Annotated in this window: 17 protein-coding genes; 12 read left to right on the top strand and 5 right to left on the bottom strand. The window is 51.0% G+C overall.

The window, feature by feature from the left end; all coding sequences use genetic code 11:
- The first annotated feature begins 389 nt into the window (after nucleotides 1-389).
- From PZA18_RS10680 to PZA18_RS10650, 7 genes are all read left to right on the top strand, one after another.
- Nucleotides 390-1,136 carry a MotA/TolQ/ExbB proton channel family protein gene (locus PZA18_RS10680; RefSeq protein ID WP_284100881.1) on the top strand — a complete coding sequence of 249 codons (747 nt, stop codon included), beginning with the start codon at nucleotides 390-392 and terminating at the stop codon, nucleotides 1,134-1,136.
- Nucleotides 1,137-1,138: 2 nt separating this feature from the next.
- Nucleotides 1,139-1,561 (top strand): ExbD/TolR family protein, encoded by a 423-nt coding sequence (locus PZA18_RS10675; RefSeq protein WP_284100828.1) that lies wholly within the window; start codon nucleotides 1,139-1,141, stop codon nucleotides 1,559-1,561.
- Entirely contained in the window at nucleotides 1,558-2,298 is a 741-nt protein-coding gene (locus tag PZA18_RS10670) for a hypothetical protein (RefSeq protein ID WP_284100827.1), read from the top strand. The genes PZA18_RS10675 and PZA18_RS10670 overlap by 4 nt, the downstream gene beginning before the upstream one ends.
- Before the next feature lie 147 nt (nucleotides 2,299-2,445).
- Nucleotides 2,446-4,263, top strand: a complete 1,818-nt coding sequence (locus PZA18_RS10665) for an ABC transporter substrate-binding protein (RefSeq protein ID WP_284100826.1) — start codon at nucleotides 2,446-2,448, stop codon at nucleotides 4,261-4,263.
- A gap of 132 nt (nucleotides 4,264-4,395) precedes the next feature.
- Nucleotides 4,396-5,334, top strand: coding sequence for an ABC transporter permease (locus PZA18_RS10660; RefSeq protein WP_284100825.1), 939 nt, complete (start codon nucleotides 4,396-4,398; stop codon nucleotides 5,332-5,334).
- An 18-nt stretch (nucleotides 5,335-5,352) separates the two neighbouring features.
- Nucleotides 5,353-6,393 carry an ABC transporter permease gene (locus PZA18_RS10655; protein ID WP_284100824.1) on the top strand — a complete coding sequence of 347 codons (1,041 nt, stop codon included), beginning with the start codon at nucleotides 5,353-5,355 and terminating at the stop codon, nucleotides 6,391-6,393.
- Nucleotides 6,394-6,409: 16 nt separating this feature from the next.
- Nucleotides 6,410-8,098 (top strand): ABC transporter ATP-binding protein, encoded by a 1,689-nt coding sequence (locus PZA18_RS10650; protein ID WP_284100823.1) that lies wholly within the window; start codon nucleotides 6,410-6,412, stop codon nucleotides 8,096-8,098.
- Nucleotides 8,099-8,185: 87 nt separating this feature from the next.
- Here the strand turns inward: PZA18_RS10650 and PZA18_RS10645 are convergent, their stop codons facing one another.
- The gene (locus PZA18_RS10645) at nucleotides 8,186-8,830 is read right to left on the bottom strand and encodes a Clp protease ClpP (protein WP_284100822.1); all 645 of its coding nucleotides are present in this window, start codon (nucleotides 8,828-8,830) and stop codon (nucleotides 8,186-8,188) included.
- 196 nt (nucleotides 8,831-9,026) lie between these two features.
- On the opposite strand from PZA18_RS10645, the gene PZA18_RS10640 reads away from it, so the two are divergent.
- Nucleotides 9,027-9,431 (top strand): hypothetical protein, encoded by a 405-nt coding sequence (locus tag PZA18_RS10640; RefSeq protein ID WP_284100821.1) that lies wholly within the window; start codon nucleotides 9,027-9,029, stop codon nucleotides 9,429-9,431.
- A gap of 35 nt (nucleotides 9,432-9,466) precedes the next feature.
- Here PZA18_RS10640 and purL read toward each other — a convergent pair whose 3' ends face one another.
- Nucleotides 9,467-13,432: a phosphoribosylformylglycinamidine synthase gene (gene purL, locus PZA18_RS10635; RefSeq protein WP_308447362.1), complete on the bottom strand. Its 3,966-nt coding sequence runs from the start codon at nucleotides 13,430-13,432 to the stop codon at nucleotides 9,467-9,469.
- A gap of 201 nt (nucleotides 13,433-13,633) precedes the next feature.
- Here purL and PZA18_RS10630 point away from each other — a divergent pair, with 201 nt between their 5' ends.
- Nucleotides 13,634-14,425, top strand: coding sequence for a substrate-binding periplasmic protein (locus tag PZA18_RS10630; protein WP_284100820.1), 792 nt, complete (start codon nucleotides 13,634-13,636; stop codon nucleotides 14,423-14,425).
- A 180-nt stretch (nucleotides 14,426-14,605) separates the two neighbouring features.
- A complete protein-coding gene (locus tag PZA18_RS10625) occupies nucleotides 14,606-16,993 on the top strand; it encodes a DNA translocase FtsK (protein WP_284100819.1) in 2,388 nt (795 codons plus the stop codon).
- A 63-nt stretch (nucleotides 16,994-17,056) separates the two neighbouring features.
- On the opposite strand, the gene PZA18_RS10620 is transcribed toward PZA18_RS10625, so the two are convergent.
- Nucleotides 17,057-17,560: an Lrp/AsnC family transcriptional regulator gene (locus PZA18_RS10620; RefSeq protein WP_407951181.1), complete on the bottom strand. Its 504-nt coding sequence runs from the start codon at nucleotides 17,558-17,560 to the stop codon at nucleotides 17,057-17,059.
- A gap of 204 nt (nucleotides 17,561-17,764) precedes the next feature.
- On the opposite strand from PZA18_RS10620, the gene PZA18_RS10615 reads away from it, so the two are divergent.
- Both PZA18_RS10615 and maiA read left to right on the top strand, forming a co-directional pair.
- The gene (locus PZA18_RS10615; protein WP_284100817.1) at nucleotides 17,765-18,541 is read left to right on the top strand and encodes a substrate-binding periplasmic protein; all 777 of its coding nucleotides are present in this window, start codon (nucleotides 17,765-17,767) and stop codon (nucleotides 18,539-18,541) included.
- A 69-nt stretch (nucleotides 18,542-18,610) separates the two neighbouring features.
- Nucleotides 18,611-19,258, top strand: coding sequence for a maleylacetoacetate isomerase (gene maiA, locus PZA18_RS10610; protein ID WP_284100816.1), 648 nt, complete (start codon nucleotides 18,611-18,613; stop codon nucleotides 19,256-19,258).
- Between the two features lie 335 nt (nucleotides 19,259-19,593).
- Here maiA and PZA18_RS10605 read toward each other — a convergent pair whose 3' ends face one another.
- Together PZA18_RS10605 and PZA18_RS10600 are read right to left on the bottom strand one after the other, a co-directional pair.
- Nucleotides 19,594-20,460 (bottom strand): DNA cytosine methyltransferase, encoded by an 867-nt coding sequence (locus PZA18_RS10605; RefSeq protein ID WP_284100815.1) that lies wholly within the window; start codon nucleotides 20,458-20,460, stop codon nucleotides 19,594-19,596.
- Nucleotides 20,411-20,623 carry a Com family DNA-binding transcriptional regulator gene (locus PZA18_RS10600; protein ID WP_284100814.1) on the bottom strand — a complete coding sequence of 71 codons (213 nt, stop codon included), beginning with the start codon at nucleotides 20,621-20,623 and terminating at the stop codon, nucleotides 20,411-20,413. The genes PZA18_RS10605 and PZA18_RS10600 overlap by 50 nt, the downstream gene beginning before the upstream one ends.
- Nucleotides 20,624-20,632: the final 9 nt, after the last annotated feature.

Raw genomic sequence — 20,632 nt, 5'->3', positions numbered from 1 at the left:
CATATTATGCGCCGGTCGTCTTTTACCTACTAGACCTTGTCGTTTGTGGCATGCATTGTGCTGTGTCATAACTCTGCGAGATCATTGGTTGATGCGCAATTGAACTGACAGAGTTTGTACTCCAAGTAGGTTTTTGGCCAAATATAACTAGTTTTTAAATTTGTAGTACCCAAATTGGTAGGCCGTCTTTTTCGGCTTTCGCTGCAAGCAAGTTGTCTCAACTTGGATTTTTGTTGCAAGTCAGTTTCAGCAGCTCTGGGTCGATTTGTTCTTGCTTGAAAAATGTCCGTGCATGAAGCTTTTGCTTTTTGCATTAATTGTCGGAATACCTTTACGGGAGTTTCGGCTTCGTTCTGCGAATGTTGCGGAGTAATCCCTCGTTGCAGTTGATGATTCCTTCACCCGATGGAGTTTTAGTTAAAATGTTTCAATCTGGTAGCCTCATCGATTTCATTATCGAAATCTCTATCCTGTCATTCGGCTTGATTCCTTTAATGGCGGTAATGCTTTTAGGCGTTATTGCTATTGTCATTGAGCGCTTTTACTACTTTGTACGTGTGGTGAAGGCGGGTGAGGCAATGGAACATGATCTGGAGCTCGTGAAGCCACAAAACGTAGATCAGCTATCTCAAGTTGCCAAGCACTACGAGAATGCTCCTCAGTCGAAAATCATTTCTGCGGCTATCACTGTACGTGGTCAGTCTGCAGAAGCTATGGATCGTCAGATTGAAGAAGCCTTGCTGTGGCAATTGCCAAAGCTTGATCGCAATATGTGGATGCTTGATACCGCAGTAACGCTGGGGCCTCTGCTTGGCCTGTTTGGTACCATTGCCGGGATGATCGAATCTTTTAATGCGATTGGTCTTGGTGGTTCTGGTGCGGCTGGTAAAGTGACAGGTGGTATTGGTCATGCTTTGATGGCTACTGCTTGTGGTCTACTGATTGCAATTATCGGTGTTTGCTTCTTGAACTATTTCAACAAGCGCATTCGCATTGCTATGCATCAGATGGAGTTGATCAAAACAATGGTTATCAACCGTTTATGTAATACTCCATCTTCTACTGCGGCCGTTGCTGACAAGTCCACTTCGACTGCTGGTGTGAATGCTGCTGCGCTCAAGCCTCAAGGAGCTTGAAAATGAGTATCAGCCACCGCTATTTCGAAAGTAAGGAAGCTCGGATCGAAGTGGTGCCAATGATTGACATCATGATGTTCTTGTTGATCTTCTTCATGCTTATCATGTTGAAGATGATTGAGGCATCTGGCATTCCATTAAAGCTTCCAACATCAAGTCAAAGTGAAAAACTTGACCCTCCAGTCAAACGAACTGTGTCGGTTCAGCTGAATGGGACCATGTATTACGAGAACATCGCAATGGACCCGGCTAAGATTACTGCGCAATTGGCAGCCGATAAGAAGGCTCATGAGAAAGTTGATGTGGTGATCGCTGGAGACAAGGGTGTTCAACTCCAGAAGTTAATGGAAGTTATGGATGTAGTAAGGCAGAGCGGGCTTAAGGACGTTGCCATTGCTACAACTGCATCTGGAGCGGGGTCATGAGTGCGGCCATGGTAGCTCCATCACCGGTACCGCCCACTGGGGGAAAAACACTTTGGGCACATCCAAAAGACGAGCAGCCATTTCTGTCGTTAAAGAAAGCGTTTTTGATCGCGCTTATCTTGGAAGTAGCCGGTTTTGGCGCTCTTTACTATATAAGCGCCGGGGCTGCACACAAGAAGCCGGTCAAGCAGGAACTTCGCGAGGTTCGTTTGGAAGACCCACCTCCGCCACCTCCGCCACCTAAGGAAGAGAAGAAACCTGAGCCACCTAAGGTTGAGAAGATTCAAGAGAAGCCTAAGACTGTTCAGAAAGAGCAGCCAAAAGATACTACTCCTGTTCCAATCGACCCAATCCCGGATGCTCCGGGTGGTTCTGGTAATGCAATTCCCATTGCTAAAGAGGTAGGTGAAAAGACGACAACCCATAAGCCAGTAGAGAAGGTGGAACAGCCGGCTCCCCCTGGATCTTACTGGGTGACAAAGCCGAAGATTACGATGCCGAGAGAGGTGATGGCAGAGCTTGATGAGGATGTCAAGTGCGTTATCTCCGAAATGGAAGTTGAGGCAGATAAAGAAGGCAAAGTAATCAATGCACGTTACACGGGCAAAACTGAGTGTCCTCGACAGATTTTGGATGAGGTTACAAAGCAAGTGAAACGCAAGGGTTTGTTAAATCCCTCTTCTTCTGAGTTGCGGAGAGTTTCCGTGCCGATGGAGTTCAAACTAAGCCAAGAGTGATATCTTTCTTTTTGTTTCAAGAGAGATTCACTTTTCATAGCGGCGGCAATTGAGGTTAGCGTTGGTCGGTATTTATTGACCAGCGCTAATTTTTATCAGTATGCACGCATTTTTCATCATGACCCATTTACTTGGTTTCCTCGAGAGATGAAACTTAAATCTCATTTGCGCCTGATAAATTCCCTCATTTTCAGCTTTTTAGCCGTTTGTAGTATTCATGCATCTGCGGCTGCTGATATGAAGAAAACACTCCACTTTACTTTCGAAGCTGCTGAAACTGGATTTGATCCCGCAGAGGTGTCAGATAATTATTCCAATATAATTATTGCGAATATTTTTGATCCACTTCTGGGCTATGATCATTTGGCGAGGCCTGCGAAGCCAATTCCGAATACCGCAGAGTCGTTACCTGAAATTAAGGAAAATGGACGAATTTATGTCTTTAAATTGAAGAAAGGCATTTATTTTGCAGATGATCCAGCGTTTAACGGGAAGAAAAGGGAGCTTACTGCAGAAGACTATGTCTACAGTTTAAAGCGCCTTGTTGATCCAAATAAAAATGCTCCTTGGGCGTTTCTTCTTCAGGGAAAAGTTGTAGGGCTTGATGAGAAGATAGAAGAAGCCAAGAAAAAGAAGAAATTTGACTTTGATAGCATTGTCGAAGGCCTGAAAGCCACTGACAAATATACACTTCAAATTACGCTAAAGAAGCCAGATTATAATCTGCCATACATTATGGCGATGCAAAATACGGGTGCTGTTGCAAGAGAAGTGGTTGAAAAATACGGCGCAGACCTAGATTCTCACCCTGTGGGAACAGGACCCTATCGATTGGTGGAGTGGCAACGTGCTCATCGCATGGTATTAGAAGCAAATAGTAATTACCGTGGCGAAGTTTATAAGCCAACTACTGAAGTGGACCCTAGGGACAGGGACATTGCCAAATCGTTTGAGGGGAGATCTCTCCCATCAGTTGGCCGTATTGATATCAGAGTGGTTGAAAGCGGACAGGCTTCATATCTTTCGTTCCTGAACGGTCAAATCGATATTTTAATCCGACTTGGTGCGGAATATGTTTCGCAGGCAGCTCCAGGAGGAAAGCTATCTCCCGCTTTAGAGAAAAAGGGCGTCAAATTTTATAGCGAGGCTGAACCGGATACCACATATAACCTTTTCAATATGGATGATCCCGTTGTGGGGGGGTATACGGCTGATAAAGTTGCTTTACGTAGAGCGATTGTCTTGTCATATAACAATGGAAAGCTAGTCAATGTTTTGATGAAGCGCCAAGGTTTGATTGCCCAGTCTCCGGTTCCTCCCGGAATTACTGGATACGACCCTGCTTATAAAAACCCGCTTGGTGGGTTTAATCTAGCCAAAGCTAGGGGCATATTGGATGCCTATGGCTATAAGGATTGTGATGGGGATGGGTGGCGTGAAGCTCCCGGATGCAAACCCTTGATGATTACATATTTGTCGTCAGCATCTGCTGGCAGCAAACGAGACACAGATGAGCTTTTAAAGAACGGATTTGACAAAATTGGTGTTAAGTTGAAGATTGAGATGACACCATTTCCCGATCTAGTGAAACGACGCCAAAGTGGGAAATATCAGATGGCAGGGGCCGCATGGGGGGCAGATTATCCCGATGCGGAGAATTACATGCAACTGCTGTATGGCCCAAATAAGGGCGCAGGCAACGAGTCTCGATTTGATTTCCCCGTTTTTAACAAGCTATATGAGGAAATTGCCACGATGCCTCAGAGTGATGAAAGGCAAAAGAAATTCATTACAATGAACCGCTTAGTGGCAGCATATGCACCATGGGGATTGAATGCACACCGCATACGCACTCATCTGGTGCAGCCTTGGGCAAAAGGGTTTAAGTATCACCCAATTGAGCAGCCGAAGTTCATGTATTACGACATTGACTTGGAAAAGCGCAGAGCGGTTTTGGGTGAATGACTTGAAAGGCTAGCTGTTGGCTTGAACCTAGCTGGCCTTTTTTATTAAAGTTAAGAATTTAGAAATAGTCCCTGTATTGAATTTTAATACTAGGAAAATCAAACGATTTAAGCACCGGGAGATTGATGGCGAATGGGCGCTTACATATTTCGTAGAGTTTGGCAGATGATTCCAACTTTGATTGGGGTCGTTTTGCTAGTTTTCTTCTTATTTAAGTACTTTGGTGGGGATCCTGCCGCTGTTTTGGCGGGTAAACAGTTAACGGCAGATAAGATTGCTGCTATTCGAGCGCAATTAGGGCTGGATCAACCCGTAATTGTTCAGTTGCTGATATTTGTCAAGCAAATCCTAACTTTTGACTTTGGCCGTAGTTGGAGTACCAATGAAGTGGTTTCCAACATGCTGGTTAATAGAGGAAAGGTTTCTCTAACAGTGATGGCCCAAGTTTGGTTTCTTGATGCGATCATTTCTGTATTGCTGGCGGTAATTGCTGCATATCTTAAGGGATCCTTGTCAGAGCGGTTAATTACCGGAATTTGTACCGCTGCCATGTCAATTAGCTTGCTGCTATATGTGGTGATTGGGCAGTACTTCCTTGGGTTTAAGTGGGCGCTTTTCCCTGTAATGGGTTGGAGTGAAAGTTTTTGGGTTAATGTAACCCGCTATTCACCCCTTCCTGTATTGCTGATGCTTGCGGTTTCTATTGCTCCTTCCTTACGCCTTTATCGCACATTCCTTATTGAGGAATTAAACCAAGATTATGTTAGAACCGCACGAGCAAAGGGTGCCGGGGATCATCGAGTGATGTTGGTGCACGTATTGCGCAACGCAGCAATTCCTATCGTTACCAATATTGCCATGGCAATTCCTGGATTATTTGTCGGGTCTTTCGTCATTGAGCAAGTCTTCTCAATTCCTGGTTTAGGGCGTGAAGTCGTTTTGGCGGTTGATCGGAGCGATTTTCCAGTGATTAAAGCCATCACGGTTTCCTTGGCAATGATGACCATGCTTGCAAACCTAGGCGTAGATTTACTCTATAAGTGGCTGGATCCACGAGTTCAGCTTAAATAAGTAAAAAGAAAGAGCTTGATGATGAGTATGAATGGAACAAATACACGCTCGGCAAGTTTTTGGATTCAAGCATGGAAAAGACTGCTGGCTGATCCAGTTGCCCGCATCTGTGGCTGTATTCTGGCCATATACCTTGTGGTGGCTTTACTTTCTGCCACAGGGCTGATTGCTAAGGGATGGAACGATGAGGTTGGTGTATCTTATGCCAACCCGGTTTTTGCACCAAATGAGCCTAATCCCGAAGGTGATACCAGCCTAATTCGTGAGGATGCGTCTGTCACTGATGATGAAACCAAGGCAATTGATCCTCTTGCCCCGAAATATGAGGAAATTGCAAAGCTCGAAAGAACTAATGCAGATAAGGTAACCGTGCTGCAGCGGCTTCTTCCTCTCGGGGGGGACAAGACGGGACGTGATGTTTTAGCTAAAACCATCAAAGCAGGGCAGATTTCGATAGCGATTGGTTTAGCGGCCTCATTCATTGCCGTATTCATTGGTGTAGTTTTAGGAGCATTTTCCGGCTATTTTGGCGGGAAAGTAAATGATGCACTGGAGTGGGTGTATAACGTATTTACCTCGGTACCTTATATTCTGCTGGTTTTAGCTTTTTCTGCGGTGCTGGGTAAAGGGGTAGGTACCGTCATATTGGTTCTTGGTATGACTGGCTGGACAGGAACTTATCGTCTGATTAGATCTGAGTATATTAAGCATCGTGATCGTGATTATGTGCAGGCTGCGAACGCCATTGGTGCATCCCATCTTCGGATGATGTTCTTGCACATATTGCCGAATGTCTCCCACTTGATTTTGATCCAATTATCCCAGGAAGTAATCAGCTTCATCAAAGCTGAGGTTGTGTTGTCATTTTTGGGATTTGGTGTCCCTGTTGATTTGATTTCTTGGGGGATCATGATCAGTGATGTTAGGTCAGAGCTCGTAATCGGGAAATGGTGGCAATTGGCATCGTGTGCAACAGCCATGTCCGTTTTTGTGGTTGCTTTCAGCTTTTTCACTGATAGCTTGCGTGATGCACTCGATCCAAAGTCGAGCCGCCGATAAGGGTTGGGGTTTAAAAATGTCTGATGATGTTTTACTCGATGTAAAGAATTTGCAGGTTACCTTTCGCTTGGGTAAGCAAGAACGTTTTACCGCCTTGAAAGGGGTTAGTTATTCTGTTCCTAGAAATAGTGTAGTTGCCTTGGTTGGCGAATCTGGTTCTGGGAAGTCAGTGTCTGCAATGGCAATTATGGGCTTGTTGCCCAGAGCAAATACCGAAATTAGCAATGATAGCCAGTTGATTTTCAACGGCGTTGATTTGTTGAAAGAAAGTGAAGGCGAGCTCAGGGATCGTTGCGGCAAAGAGATCTCGATGATTTTTCAGGAGCCGATGAGTTCTCTGAACCCAGTTTATAAGGTTGGTGAACAGATCGTAGAGGCGATTTGCTTACATAAGCCGATGTCGAAACTAGCGGCGAGGAAGCGTGCTATTGAGCTGCTAGATGAGGTGGGCATTCCACAACCTGAGCTTAAGATCGATAGTTACCCTCATGAGCTGTCCGGTGGACAGCAGCAGCGTGTAATGATAGCGATGGCTATTTGTTGCGAGCCAAAGTTATTGATTGCGGATGAGCCGACAACGGCTTTAGATGTCACCATTCAGAAGCAAATCGTTGAGTTGCTGATGAAGCTGAGACAGACACATGGGATGAGCATATTGTTTATTACCCATGATCTTGAATTGGTGCGTGAGATTGCTGACCAAGTTGTGGTGATGCACAACGGAGTTATTAAGGAGCTGGGTGAAGCTAGTGCTGTTTTCGATCACCCGAAGGATCCTTACACAAAGGCACTATTGGCATGCCGTCCTACCCTGGACAGTCGCCCAATTCGTTTGCCAGTGGTTGACGATTTTCTCCAAGGACGCGAAGGTGAATTGCCCAAAGGAGAGCGGGCAAGGGGAGTTTTGCCGACAGATCCGATCGTTCTGGAGGTAAAGGGGCTGCGAAAGTCCTTTACTGCTAAGAGAGGGTTTTTCCAGAAGGAAGAGATTGTTGCAGTTAAAGATGTTTCGTTTAAGCTTGCTCGTGGTAAAACAGTCGGCATTGTAGGTGAGTCAGGTTCTGGTAAGACGACTCTCGGCAAGACCTTGATTCGGCTGCATTCCTGTCAGGGGGGCGAGGTTCTTTTTGATGGCAAGAACTTGATGGCATTGAGCCAGAAGGAGTTCCAGCCATACAAGCGCCGCCTGCAGATCATTTTTCAGAATCCCTATGCGTCATTGAACCCGCGCTTTACCATCGGCGATATATTGTTAGAGCCAATGCGGGTTCATTCTATCTTGGATAGTGATAAAGACCGGACTGAGCATGCAATGGCATTGCTAAAGCGCGTCGGGCTTGCAGAGAGTGCATTCTTCAAATACCCGCACGAGTTTTCTGGTGGCCAGCGACAGCGCATTAGTATTGCGCGTTGTTTGACGATGAAGCCTGAGGTAATGATCTGTGATGAGTCGGTTTCTGCGTTGGATGTTTCTGTTCAGGCCCAGGTGCTGAATTTGTTGCAGGAGCTGCAGGATGAGTACGGTATGAGCTATCTGTTCATTTCGCACGACTTGTCTGTTGTGAAGTACATCTCTGACGAAGTATTGGTGATGAATCGTGGTGAGATGGTGGAGTTTGCAAACTCTGACGAGCTCTATCATTCTCCAAAGCATCCTTATACTCAGAAGTTGCTGGCGGCCATTCCTGGGCGTGGCAATCATTAGTCTGATTGTTATAAATATAATAAAAACACCACCGACAGCGGTGGTGTTTTTATTTTGTATTTAAAATTCTGATTTAGAGTTTAAAAGCTATTGACCTGATTCATTAGCGAGCTTCTTTTTTGCTGGTAATTTGGGTTTTGTTGTTGGCTGACCCAGTTCCATCTTATGCAGGCGACGGCGAATTTCATCTGAATCCATCCATATATCCTCGCCACGCAGGATATGATCAATTTCTTCACGACTCAGAAATGGATGGCATATTCTGGACATTACTTTTTCAAACCAGCGTCCAATTGCCATAACCTGTGCATGCTGTTCATTTCCCTTTCCGATAAAGCTCCCTGAATAGTTGTGAAACATGAGTTGGCAGTTGTCGTGCACTAGTAGCTCATCGCCAGCTAGGAATAGCAATGCCCCCATTGAATAGGCTCTAGCCTCCAGAACAGTGATAACTCTTGCAGGACTTGAACGGACATTGTTAATAATTTGCAGGCCGGTATCAAAATTCCCGCCGGGGGTATTCAAGTGCAGATATATGAGATCAGTTTCATTCGCAGAACGAAGGCTACTTAGTAGATCTGTGTATGCCAATGGTGGCCCAATTTCTCCGCTTAAGTAAAAGGAAATTTGGTGGATGGCAATCTGAGATTCGTAGCGTTGGAAATATCTCTGAGGGGCTAGGCCATCCTCACTGTCATCTTCCGATGAGGCTTTCAGGGCAATCGTTTGCATCCTACCCTCCTTCGATCAACAGAGCCTAAGTTCCAGTATAGGTTTGGAAAGCCCCTACTTAAGGTGTCTGTGCATTAAGGTAACCGATAAATGCGATTGGTCAGTTGCTTAGTCCGGTCGTTGCTGGGCGGTTCAGTCAACGTTCAGGCCAACATCGTTATAGTAAGGCTGCTCATTGATAGTTCTGGAGGGAAGGATGATGAAGGCGACCATTTCTGCAATTGGGGCTCTGCTGCTGCTAGCAGGCAATGCGCATGCTGATTTGGCATCTGACTTGCAGCGAGCTTATGTGGCTACGGCGAAAGCAAAGCCAAATGGATTTTCTGGGTATAGCGTAACCTGCATCAATACACCTGCCGTGACAAGGGTTGGTTTGGTTGATGTATATTCCCGCCAGTGTCTGCCGGACATGATGAGTGCACAAAATGTGCGTAGTGCGATTGGAACGTTGGGTTGGTTTGTTCTCGCTGCCACAAGTAGCGCGGACATCATTCAGGTTCCTCGGGGAGCGGGTGATGCTTACTCGCTACTGCTGATTGCACATAAGGATAGTTACGGTAATGTGCCTGAGATTACGATCATAAATGGCAATGTAAGGTAAAAAAGGGCTTCAATTTGAAGCCCTTTTTTACTGTGTTAGCCCAGCCACTTCCTGGCATTTCGGAACATCCGCATCCAGCCACTGTCTTCTTCCCAGTCACGAGGATGCCAAGAATTCTGTACTGTGCGGAATATGCGCTCCGGGTGGGGCATCATAATGGTGAAGCGACCATCCGGCGTGGTGACGCCTGCCGTGGCAGCTTCTGCGCCATTTGGGTTGTACGGATAGGTCTGAGTGGGCCTGCCGTATGGATCAATGTAGCGCAACGCGGTTGATATGCTGCTTCGCGCTTCGTCGTTGTTGAATTTGGCGCGGCCTTCACCGTGAGAGACTACAACTGGTAGCTTGCTGCCCACCATGTCTGCAAAGAAAAGTGACGCAGACTGGCCAATCTCTACCATGGAGAGTCTTGCTTCAAATTGCTCGGAAGCATTTCTCACGAACTTTGGCCAAGACTCTGCCCCGGGAATCAAGCTGGATAGGTTGCTCATCATCTGGCACCCGTTGCAGACGCCTAAGGCAAACGTGTCAGGGCGTGTGAAGAATGCCTGGAACTCATCGCGTGCCCTGGCGTTGAACAGAATGGACTTTGCCCAGCCCTCTCCAGCACCAAGTACATCACCATAGCTGAATCCGCCGCAGGCGGCGAAGCCACGGAAGTTGGCCAGACTAATGCGTCCTTCCAGAACGTCGCTCATGTGTACATCAACGGCAGCGAAACCGGCACGATCAAAGGCTGCGGCCATTTCGATCTGACCATTTACCCCTTGTTCGCGAAGGATGGCAATCGCAGGGCGAATTCCTTTCAAGATATATGGTGCCGCAATGTCCTCTGAAGGATCGAAAGTCAGTTTCGCAAACAGTCCAGGGGACTTTTCATCCAGAATGGTTGCGTATTCCGACTCTGCACAGGCTGGGTTGTCCCGCAGTTTTTGCATGTTATAGCTGGTTTCAGACCAAGCACGTTGCAGGTCGAAGCGAGCTTCATCAAAAACAAAGCGATTTGACTTGCGGATTTTTAGTCGATCGTCTTTGTTGGTGGTGCCAAGTACATGCAGCTCACTGCGTAGATTGGCTGAGAAGAAGGCAGCCAATACTGCTGATGTGTCGGTTCGGCGAACCTGCAGTACGGCGCCAAGTTCCTCGTTGAACAGCACACCCATCAGTCTGCCACGCTCGGCACGTTCTACATCTGCCGGAGTGATCTCGCCAAACTCGCGCTGGGCGCGGCGCCGCTCAATGCACAGCTCATCCACTTCGATGGTGATGCCAATGCGGCTGGCGAACATCATCTCTGCGAGTGTTACAAACAGGCCGCCGTCGGAACGATCGTGATAGGCAAGAATCTTGTCCTCCTGCCTGAGCTTTTGTAGCGTGGTGAAGAATGCCGCCAACTTTTCCGGCTGATCAACGTTTGGTGTATGGCTACCTACTTGTTTATATACCTGAGTCAGAGCAGAGCCACCCAATCGGCATTTGCCGTTTCCCAAGTCAATCAGGATCAGGTCGGTGTCGCCGCAATCGGTGCGAAGCTCCGGTGTGAGCGTTCGTCTGATGTCTTTTACTGGCGCAAAGGCAGAAATGACGAGCGACAAGGGGGCGGTCACGCTCTTGGCCTCTCCACCATCTTGCCAGACGGTTTTCATGGACAGGCTGTCTTTGCCAACAGGGATGCTGACACCCAAGTTCTGACAGAGTGTCGAAACGGCTTCCACGGTGTCAAACAAGGCGGCATCTTCGCCAGGATGACCTGCCGCAGCCATCCAGTTGGCTGAGAGTTTGACGTGTCCCAGCGAGGGAACGTCGGCCGCAGCAAGGTTGGTCAACGCTTCGCCTATGGCCATTCGCCCGGAGGCAACAGGGTTGAGTACCGCCAAAGGGGTTCTTTCCCCCATGGACATGGCTTCACCTTGGTAGGTATTGAAGCCCATAGCTGTTACGGCGACGTCGGCAACCGGCACCTGCCAAGGACCGACCATCTGGTCGCGGGAGCACAAACCCCCAACCGTACGATCGCCAATCGTGATCAGAAAGCTCTTATCCGCTACAGCGGGCAAACGCAGGATGCGCATTGCGGCTTCATTCAGATCGATGGCCGACGAATCAAAGCCCTGTGCGGGTCGATTGATACGGCTTACATCACGTGTCATGCGGGGGGGCTTGCCAAGCAGGACATCCATTGGCATATCAACGGGTTGGTTGTTGAAATGCTTGTCTGCAACTGTCAGGCGGGGCTCAAGAGTGGCGCGACCGATGACGGCAAATGGGCAGCGCTCACGCTTGCAAAGGTTCTCGAAGGTGGCTAGATCGGCTTCGGCAATAGCCAGGACATACCGCTCCTGAGATTCATTGCACCAGATCTCCTTGGGCGACATGCCATGCTCTTCAATGTGGATATCGCGCAGCTGCAACAGGGCACCGCGACCTGAACCGTGTGCCAGTTCCGGTAAGGCATTTGAAATTCCGCCGGCCCCGACATCATGCAGGCTCAGAATGGGGTTCTTCTCGCCAAGCTGCCAGCAGCGGTCGATGACTTCCTGGGCCCGACGTTCCATTTCCGGGTTACCACGTTGAACCGAATCAAAGTCCAGATCGGCGGTATTCGCGCCGGTATCCATACTGGATGCTGCGCCACCTCCAAGCCCAATCAGCATGCCAGGGCCACCAAGGACGATCAGGAGGGCATTTTCTGGCAGGTCCAGCTTACCGATATGACGCTCGTCGATATTGCCCATACCTCCGGCAATCATGATCGGCTTATGGTATCCACGCATTTCGCCGTTTACTTCTTCTTCGTAAGTGCGGAAGTAGCCGGCAAGGTTGGGACGCCCGAACTCATTATTGAAAGCGGCACCGCCAATGGGACCATCCAGCATCACTTGCAGCGCAGAAACGATGCGATGCGGCTTGCCATATTCTGGCTGATCTTCGGAATACATCTCCCATGGTTGCTTGGCGCCGGGGATATTCAGATTGGACACAGAGAACCCGGTGAGACCAGCTTTGGGCTTTCCCCCTCGGCCGGTTGCGCCTTCATCCCGGATTTCACCGCCGGAACCTGTTGCCGCACCGGAGAAGGGGGCGATCGCGGTTGGGTGATTGTGGGTTTCCACTTTCATCAGGATGTGGGTTGGGCGGCTCTCGTAGCGGTACTGATTGCTGTCGGCTTCTGGATAGAAGCGATCAATGGTTGCGCCCTCTATCACCGAGGAGTTATCAGAGTAGGCAACCAGCGTGCCATGGGGATGAGCTTTATGAGTGTCGCGAATCATCCCGAACAGGGACTTGGGCTGCTTGACGCCATCAACAATGAAATCGGCGTTGAAAATCTTGTGCCGACAATGTTCCGAATTCGCCTGGGCGAACATCATCAACTCGACATCAGTTGGGTTTCTGCCGAGGGTATTGAAGTTTTCCAGCAAGTAGTCGATTTCGTCTGCCGAAAGCGCCAGCCCCCACGTTTTGTTGGCGGCTTCCAGTGCGGCTTTGCCGCCGTTGAGAATATCTACTGTCTCCAACGTGGCAGGCTCGATATGGCGGAACAGCCGACTCGCATCGTCGATCGAATCGAACACCTGCTCAGTCATGCGGTCATGAATCAGTGGCCGAAGTTTGGCGAGCTCGTCAGCGGACAAAGGCTTGCCGCTGCGTGCTGCATAGATCACGGTTCCGCGCTCAACGCGCATCAGCTTGGACAAGCCACAATGCGAGGCGATGTCGGTAGCTTTGGAGGACCAGGGTGAAATCGTACCGACGCGAGGAATCACCACAAGCATGCTACCAAGTGCTTGGGCGGGTTGCGCGGGGTCACCATATTGCAGCAGGCGATCAAGCACGGCTGACTCTTCAGCAGAGAGGGGCGCGCTTATTTCGGCGAAGTGCCAGAATTCGGCATAAAGATCGATATCGCGGACACCCGCGGCATCAAGCTGTGACGATAATTTGGCGAGGCGAAACTGGGAAAGCGCGGAACCTCCGCGCAGTTTGAGGATGTCCGACATGGAGGCAGAACCCGACACGGCAAGGAAGGAGACGTAATTTTACCGGATATCCGGCCCTGCTTCGAGCCACGATCTAACAAGAATCCGTGTTTCGTGCCGACAGGACCGCAAATCAGGACGATATTTCAGGCATTCCTGCTGAAATTCCTGGCGGATTAATCGGGGAGGCACCTTGGGGGCGAGTGGCATGGAGGAGAAAGCGTGAAAACACTGATCGTAAAGCGATGGGCTCGCAGTTTGGCGGCCTTGCTAGGTTTGCTGCTAGTGACCGGCGGGTCTGCCCAATGCTGTGACAGGCTGGTCTATTCGGCGAATCCGATCTACCCGCCTTTTCATTGGGCAGTAGATGGTGGGTTTGACGGAGCCAGTATCGCGCTTCTGAGGCAATTGGTGGCAGACCTGCCGATCAAACTTGAACCCCGGGTTGTACCCTGGAAGCGGGTCTTGCTGGAGTTAGAGCAAGGCAAGATTGATCTTGTTGCACCTTTACAACGAAATGCCGAACGTAAGGGCTACCTCGTGTTTTTCGCCAGTCGTGCGTTCGCAAACCCAATGTCGGTTTTCGTGAAAGTAGGTAGCCATGTTGAATACAAAACCTGGGATGACCTCATCCCGTTTCGGGGTGGTATCAGTCTGGGAGACCGGTTTGGCGGTAATTTCGATAGCTTTCTGGAAAAAAAGTTGAAGGTGGAAGTGGCGCTTTCCATGAAGGACAACTTCAGGATGCTCTCGTCGGGAATGATTGATTACTTCGTGACTGGCCACTATGCCGGATTGTCTTACCTGAATAACACGGGACTGAGCCGTGCCGTGGTACCGATTGGACCTTACGTTACCACCAACGACATTTATTTTGCTTTCAGCAGGAAGTCATCGTGCTTGCGCTGGTTGCCCGTCCTGGATGAACGGATGAAAGCGCTTGATGGTATTCGAGCCAATACCCGCTTGTTGGAAGAATACAAAAGCCGCACCGTCGAGGTTGTCACACCGTAAGGGTGAAAGGCACTTTTCATGGGCTATTCTGTGATTGATTGAATTTGCTTACGCTATTTTTTGTTTGTGCAATTTCTCGTTCTGTATTGGTTTATGTGTCGAATGATTGAAATTGCTTGGCATATTTCACCGTCAATGCACTGATATAATCCTTGCCACTCCTCTTCGGTGTGCCAACCAATGCTGTTTTTCTGGAAAAAGTCGGCTGCAAAGCCAAATTCATCGCCATTACCACCGCATATCACCAGCATTCTTCGTGAGTCCTGGTGGTTCATCGCTGTGGCGGCTGCAATTTATCTGGTTCTGATTCTGGCCAGCTATAACCCCCAAGACCCTTCCTGGTCGCATAGCGCAACACAGGCGCCAGTGCACAATCATGGAGGCGCATTGGGTGCTTGGCTGGCTGATGTGCTGCTGTATACCTTCGGGATGTCAGCCTGGTGGTGGGTTGTATTCTGTGTGGCGGCCATCATGTGGGGCTACCGTCGGCTTGATCGCATGGAGTCCCAAGGCGGGCCGATGGCGATTGTGTCGGCCTTTGGCTACTTCCTGATCGTGCTGTCCAGCAGTAGCCTCGAAGCCCTGCGGATGGGCAGTTGGCATATCGCCTTGCCTCTGGCCCCTGGTGGTTTGCTGGGGTTGTCTTTAGGGGGATGGTTGTATCGGACATTGGGTTTTACCGGCTCGACGCTGTTTGTTCTTTGTTTGTTTGCGATCGGAGTGTCGTTGTTTACCGGCATGAGCTGGTTCTCCTTGATGGAGAAAGTCGGTGGCGTGCTCGAAGATGCCTGGATGAAGGTCATGCAGACCTTGCAGGCGGCGCATGACCGCAAGCTGGGGGAGCGTGCTGCGATCCAGCGTGAAGAGACCGTGAAAGTCGAGAAGAAAAAGCTTGATGAGGCGCCGCCACTGCATATTGAGCCGCCACAAGTCGAGATCCCCGTTGCAAAGCAGGTAGAAAAGGCTGAGAAAAAGGCCCGTGAAAAACAGGAAAAGCAGAAGCGGGAAGAAATCCAGCCCGAGTTGTTTGATGATCTGCCTCTGCCTGCACCTGTATCGATGGTCCCGGGTCAGCCGGGGGAATTGCCATCTGTCAGCCTGCTGGCACCGCCACCACCGGCTCAGGAGTCGGTCAGCCATGAAGTGCTGGAGTACACATCCCGCCTCATTGAACGGAAGCTGCAGGAATTTGGTGTCAGTGTCACGGTTGTGGCGGCTTATCCTGGTCCCGTGGTTACGCGCTATGAAGTCGAGCCGGCAACGGGCGTCAAGGGGTCGCAGGTTGTCAACCTGATGAAAGATCTGGCCCGTGCGCTGTCACTGGTCAGCATTCGGGTGGTCGAAACGATACCAGGCAAGACCTATATGGGGCTGGAACTGCCCAACCCCAAGCGACAGGTCGTCAGGCTGTCTGAAATTCTCAGCTCGCAGCCTTATCACGACATGCATTCTCACCTGACGATTGCGATGGGCAAGGACATTGCCGGCAAGCCGGTTGTAACAGATCTGGCCAAAGCCCCCCATATGCTGGTGGCCGGTACAACCGGTTCAGGCAAATCGGTGGCGGTCAATGCCATGATCTTGTCCTTGCTCTATAAAGCATCGGCCGAGGAAGTTCGCCTGATCCTGATTGATCCGAAGATGCTGGAGCTTTCGGTTTATGAAGGTATTCCGCATTTGCTGGCACCGGTGGTGACCGATATGAAGCTGGCTGGCAATGCCCTGAACTGGTGCGTTGCCGAAATGGAGCGCCGCTATCGTTTGATGAGCGCCTTGGGTGTCAGGAATCTGGCTGGCTTCAATGCCAAACTCAAAGAGGCGGAAAAGCAGGGCGACAAGCTGCGCAATCCTTTCAGCCTTAATCCATCCGACCCTGAACCCCTCGAATTCATGCCCATGATCGTGGTGATCATTGATGAGCTGGCTGATTTGATGATGGTGGCGGGGAAAAAAATCGAAGAGCTGATTGCACGGCTGGCGCAGAAAGCGCGTGCGGCAGGTATTCATCTGGTGCTGGCGACACAACGTCCCTCTGTGGATGTCATTACGGGGCTGATCAAGGCCAACATTCCTACCCGGGCGGCATTTCAGGTCTCCAGCAAGATCGACTCACGAACCATTCTCGACCAGATGGGGGCGGAAGCCTTGCTGGGGCAGGGGGATATGCTGTTTCTGCCGCCGGGCAGTGGTTATCCGTTGCGGGTGCATGGAGCATTTGTGGCCGACGAAGAAGTCCATCGGGTCGTCGAGTTTCTCAAATTGCAGGGCGAACCCAACTATGTGGAAGGTATATTGACAGCGTCGATCGAAAGCGGTGACGGCGGCAGCGGTGGCGGTGAGTTTGGGCTGAATGCCGATGGCGAGAGTGATGCGCTTTACGATGAAGCCGTCAATTTTGTGATCAAGTCACGTAAAGCTTCGATCTCATCCGTACAACGCCAGTTACGAATCGGCTATAACCGTGCCGCCCGCCTGATCGAGCAAATGGAAGCTGCCGGGGTAGTCTCGCCAATGGAAACCAATGGCAACCGCACGGTGCTGGCCCCTGTGCGTGACGATACTATCTAGGCGCTAAGCCTGACATGGCCGGTGTGACGGCCCTTTGGGTGCTGCCCTACTGGCGCCTCGCTGTCATTCCCTTTCCGCGCGTCGCCGTGCCTGAGCGACCAGATGTCCGAGCGGCAGTGCCGTTGTCTGTTTGACGGCCTGCAAGACGAAACTCGACTTCACATCAATCACCCCTGGATGTTGCAGCAGATGGTCCATGACAAAACGCGAAAAATGCGCCAAGTCCTCAAAGACCACACGCAGCAGATAGTCCATTTCCCCTGCCATGGCGTGGCAGGCTACGACTTCTGGCCATTTCTGCACGGCTTCGTTAAAGCTGGCGGTGAACTGATTACCGCGCTTGTCGAGCATGACCCGTACAAACGCTTCCAGCCCCAGGCCTAGTTGCGTTGGGTCGAGCAAGGCCCGGTAGGATGCAATGATGCCCTCGGTTTCTAGCCGTTTCAGGCGACGCAGGGTGGGGGAGGGTGAGAGATTGATGACGTCGGCCAATTCCAGATTGGTTAGCCGGCCGTTTTCCTGTAAGGCGGCGAGAATTTTCAGGTCGATTTTGTCGAGTTCAATCATGAGCAATGAAAATGCTTGAAAGGTTCTGGTTTTGGCATTTTATGTTGTTTCTGATTACGTAGCCGACCGTTTGGCTGCGGAAGTGATTCGATACTGGCGGTTTGAAGCAAACGGGCCAGAATAAAATCTGGTGCGCTTTGCGAGTGGTGGGGATAAAGCACGCCTTCGCTTCAATCCGGGCAAATGGGGCTGATGATGATGGTAATGCGATGGAACAGGCTGCAAGGTTCGAGCGTTCTGTGTTGCCTGAGCCTTTGCGGATGGCTTTGGGCGGCGCCGGCAGCCCATGCGCTGGAGTTGCGGACCGTTGCGCAGGACAGCGAACCCAAATATCTGATCGAAGGTGCCTCGGTTCGAGGCATTTGCCCCGATATTCTGCGCGCCATTGAACGGCTGGAGCCGGATTTGCATTTCACCGGGTATGGCAAGCGCTATTCGTTTCCCTACATCGAGTCGGCACTCTCGAAAGGCATGATTGATGTATTTTGCGGCATGCTGCGACGACCTGAGCGCGAAGTGTATGCCATGTTTATCGAGCCACCTCTCTATGCCTCCCGACACAAGCTGATGGCACGGGCTGAAGACACGGTAGTGGTTAATGACCTGGACGACCTGGTGGCGCTGACGCCCAATAATCTGATCATTTCAACCAATGGGACGGCGTTTCCGACGATGTTGCGCCACAGGGGATTAACCGTTGACGACACCAGTAGTGACAACCGCGTCAATGTACGCAAACTGATTGGCGGCCGGGGGCGCTTCTTTTATAACACCGACATGGTGTTGAACCACCTGCAAAAACATCACCCAGACCGCGATAAATTGCGTGTTCTGCCTCATCCGATGGTGGAAGAAGTGCAATATCTGGCTCTGGGCAAGTCGCTGCCGCCGAATGTGGCGCAGCAGCTGGAGAGGGCGCTACGCAAGTTGAAAGACCAAGGTGAGCTAGATCGGATCTTTCGCTATTACGCTGAACAATAAAACGTCAACAGAGCCTGGTCCTGTCACGACCAATCGCCGGTCGAAATCAGATAACACAAAGGGAATTCAATGGAACGAACGCTGTACACCTATTTTCGCTCCTCCGCAGCCTGGCGTACCCGCATTGCCTTGCTGCTGAAAGGGCTACCGCATCAACTGGCGCCGATACATCTGCTTCGCAACGGCGGAGAGCAGCATAGCCCCGAGTACAAGGCGATCAACCCTCAGGAAGTTGTACCAACGCTGCAGGAAGGGGATATTGCGATTACCCAATCGCTGGCGATCATCGAATACCTGGATGAAGTTCATCCATCGCCCCCCCTCCTGCCGGCAGATCCGCTGGCTCGGGCGCGGGTTCGCGAATTGGCGCTTACCATCGCCTGCGATATCCATCCCGTCAACAATCTGAAAATTCTGCAATATCTGAAGGGGCCGCTCGGCCGTAGCCAGCAGGAAGCGGATGACTGGTATCGCCACTGGATACGCCAAGGTTTTGATGCCTTCGAGAAAAAGTTGGCTGCTTTGGGTAGTGGTGACTTTTGTGTCGGTGACCACCCAACCATCGCTGACCTCTGCCTGGTTCCTCAGGTATTCAATGCCCGGCGGTTCAATGTGGATCTGACGCCTTATCCACGCATCGTCAGGATCGACGCGCACTGTATGACCCTGCCCGCGTTCATCGAGTCGCAACCCAGCCGCCAGCCAGATGCGGAGTAGCGGATTGCAAGCCTAGGTCGAATTGCCTACTGTTAAATTCGGATGAGGCAGTAGCTAGGTTCTGTTGACGTCAGGTTTGCAGATCGCGTTTCGCCGGAAAATGGCCTGGAACAAGGCGCAGAACGCGCCGCATAGTCATTCTATGCAAGCGTTCTGCAACACCGGGCCAGGCCATTTTCCGGCGGAATCCTCCGTCCCCGCATGGGGGATGTTGTAGCGCGGCGCGAAATTTGGCGTAGTTTGGCGCAATAAATGGCATCGCGCCAATTTCTACCAGATGGAATCTTTTTGCAAGAAACGGGGCGATGCTCGCCCCGTTTTTCGTTCTGGCCAACTTACGTTTGAATGGCCCGCATCAGATGCCCGGCGATCCACTGCGCGACTTGCGGCACAACGGCGTTTCCGGCAGCCCGAGCTTCTGTAAAGTTGGCCGCATCCAGTCCGAGACAAAGCCCATGATCCGCAGCCGCTCGGCCCCGCTCAACCATCGAATCCCGCAGTCCGGCGTGAGCGACGAGAACTTCACAACCGAGAGCAATGCGGGACGGGGTGTTGCTGGCCAGTAGAGTATTGGCAGGCCATCGATCCGCTTCGCATGGGATTGACTGCGAACGAGACGGGCCAGGTACTGCTGCCACTGCGGCGGCGTCAGCCAGCAACTCCATTGGGGGCTGTCGTCCAAGACCCCCGACCAGGAAAACCCGACGGCGTGCTTGGGGGACTCCGAAATATCGAGCATCAAGCACCCGCCAAAGTCCCACATACCCGCATTCGGCAAGCGACTGCACGACTGTCTGAAAGTCTTGGCTATCGTTGCAAGCGAGCAAGCCCGTGACATTTTCAAGGACCACCCACCGGGGCTGAAGCTCGCGTAAGAGTCGGCAGACTTCAAAGAACAGGCCGGAACGGTTGCCGGCGAGCCCTCGTTGCTTGCCCATGCTGCTGAGGTCTTGGCAGGGGAAGCCGCCAACGAGCACATCGACGGGTTCGAGGTTATGGGTGCCGACTTCACGCACGTCGACGAGCTGTTGGGCGTGCGGGAATCGGTCGGCGAGTACGGCGCGGCAGAGGGGGTCGATTTCGACTTGCCAGCGAGTGGTGAATCCTGCGTGTTCGAATCCAAGGTCAAAACCTCCAATACCTGCAAATAAACTACCCACGGTGGGGCGGTTGCCCTGAGGGGTGTCCGGGTTCAGTGTCATGATCATCTGAAGCGGTGGACGCTCGGGGCGTGCGGGTGGGAGGCTCGACGGCCTTCAATTGATTGATGACCCCGCAACGGGGGCATTTGATGGCAAGGTAGCTATAAGCGCCCTCGGCCAGCTTGCGGTGACAGGCACCACAACGAATAGTCGGATAAGTCATAGAGGCTCA

The organism is Parachitinimonas caeni, assembly GCF_030129945.1.
Classification (GTDB): domain Bacteria; phylum Pseudomonadota; class Gammaproteobacteria; order Burkholderiales; family Chitinimonadaceae; genus Parachitinimonas; species Parachitinimonas caeni.
Note: the sequence above shows the minus strand (reverse complement) of the source record. Positions and strands in the feature narration are given on the sequence as shown.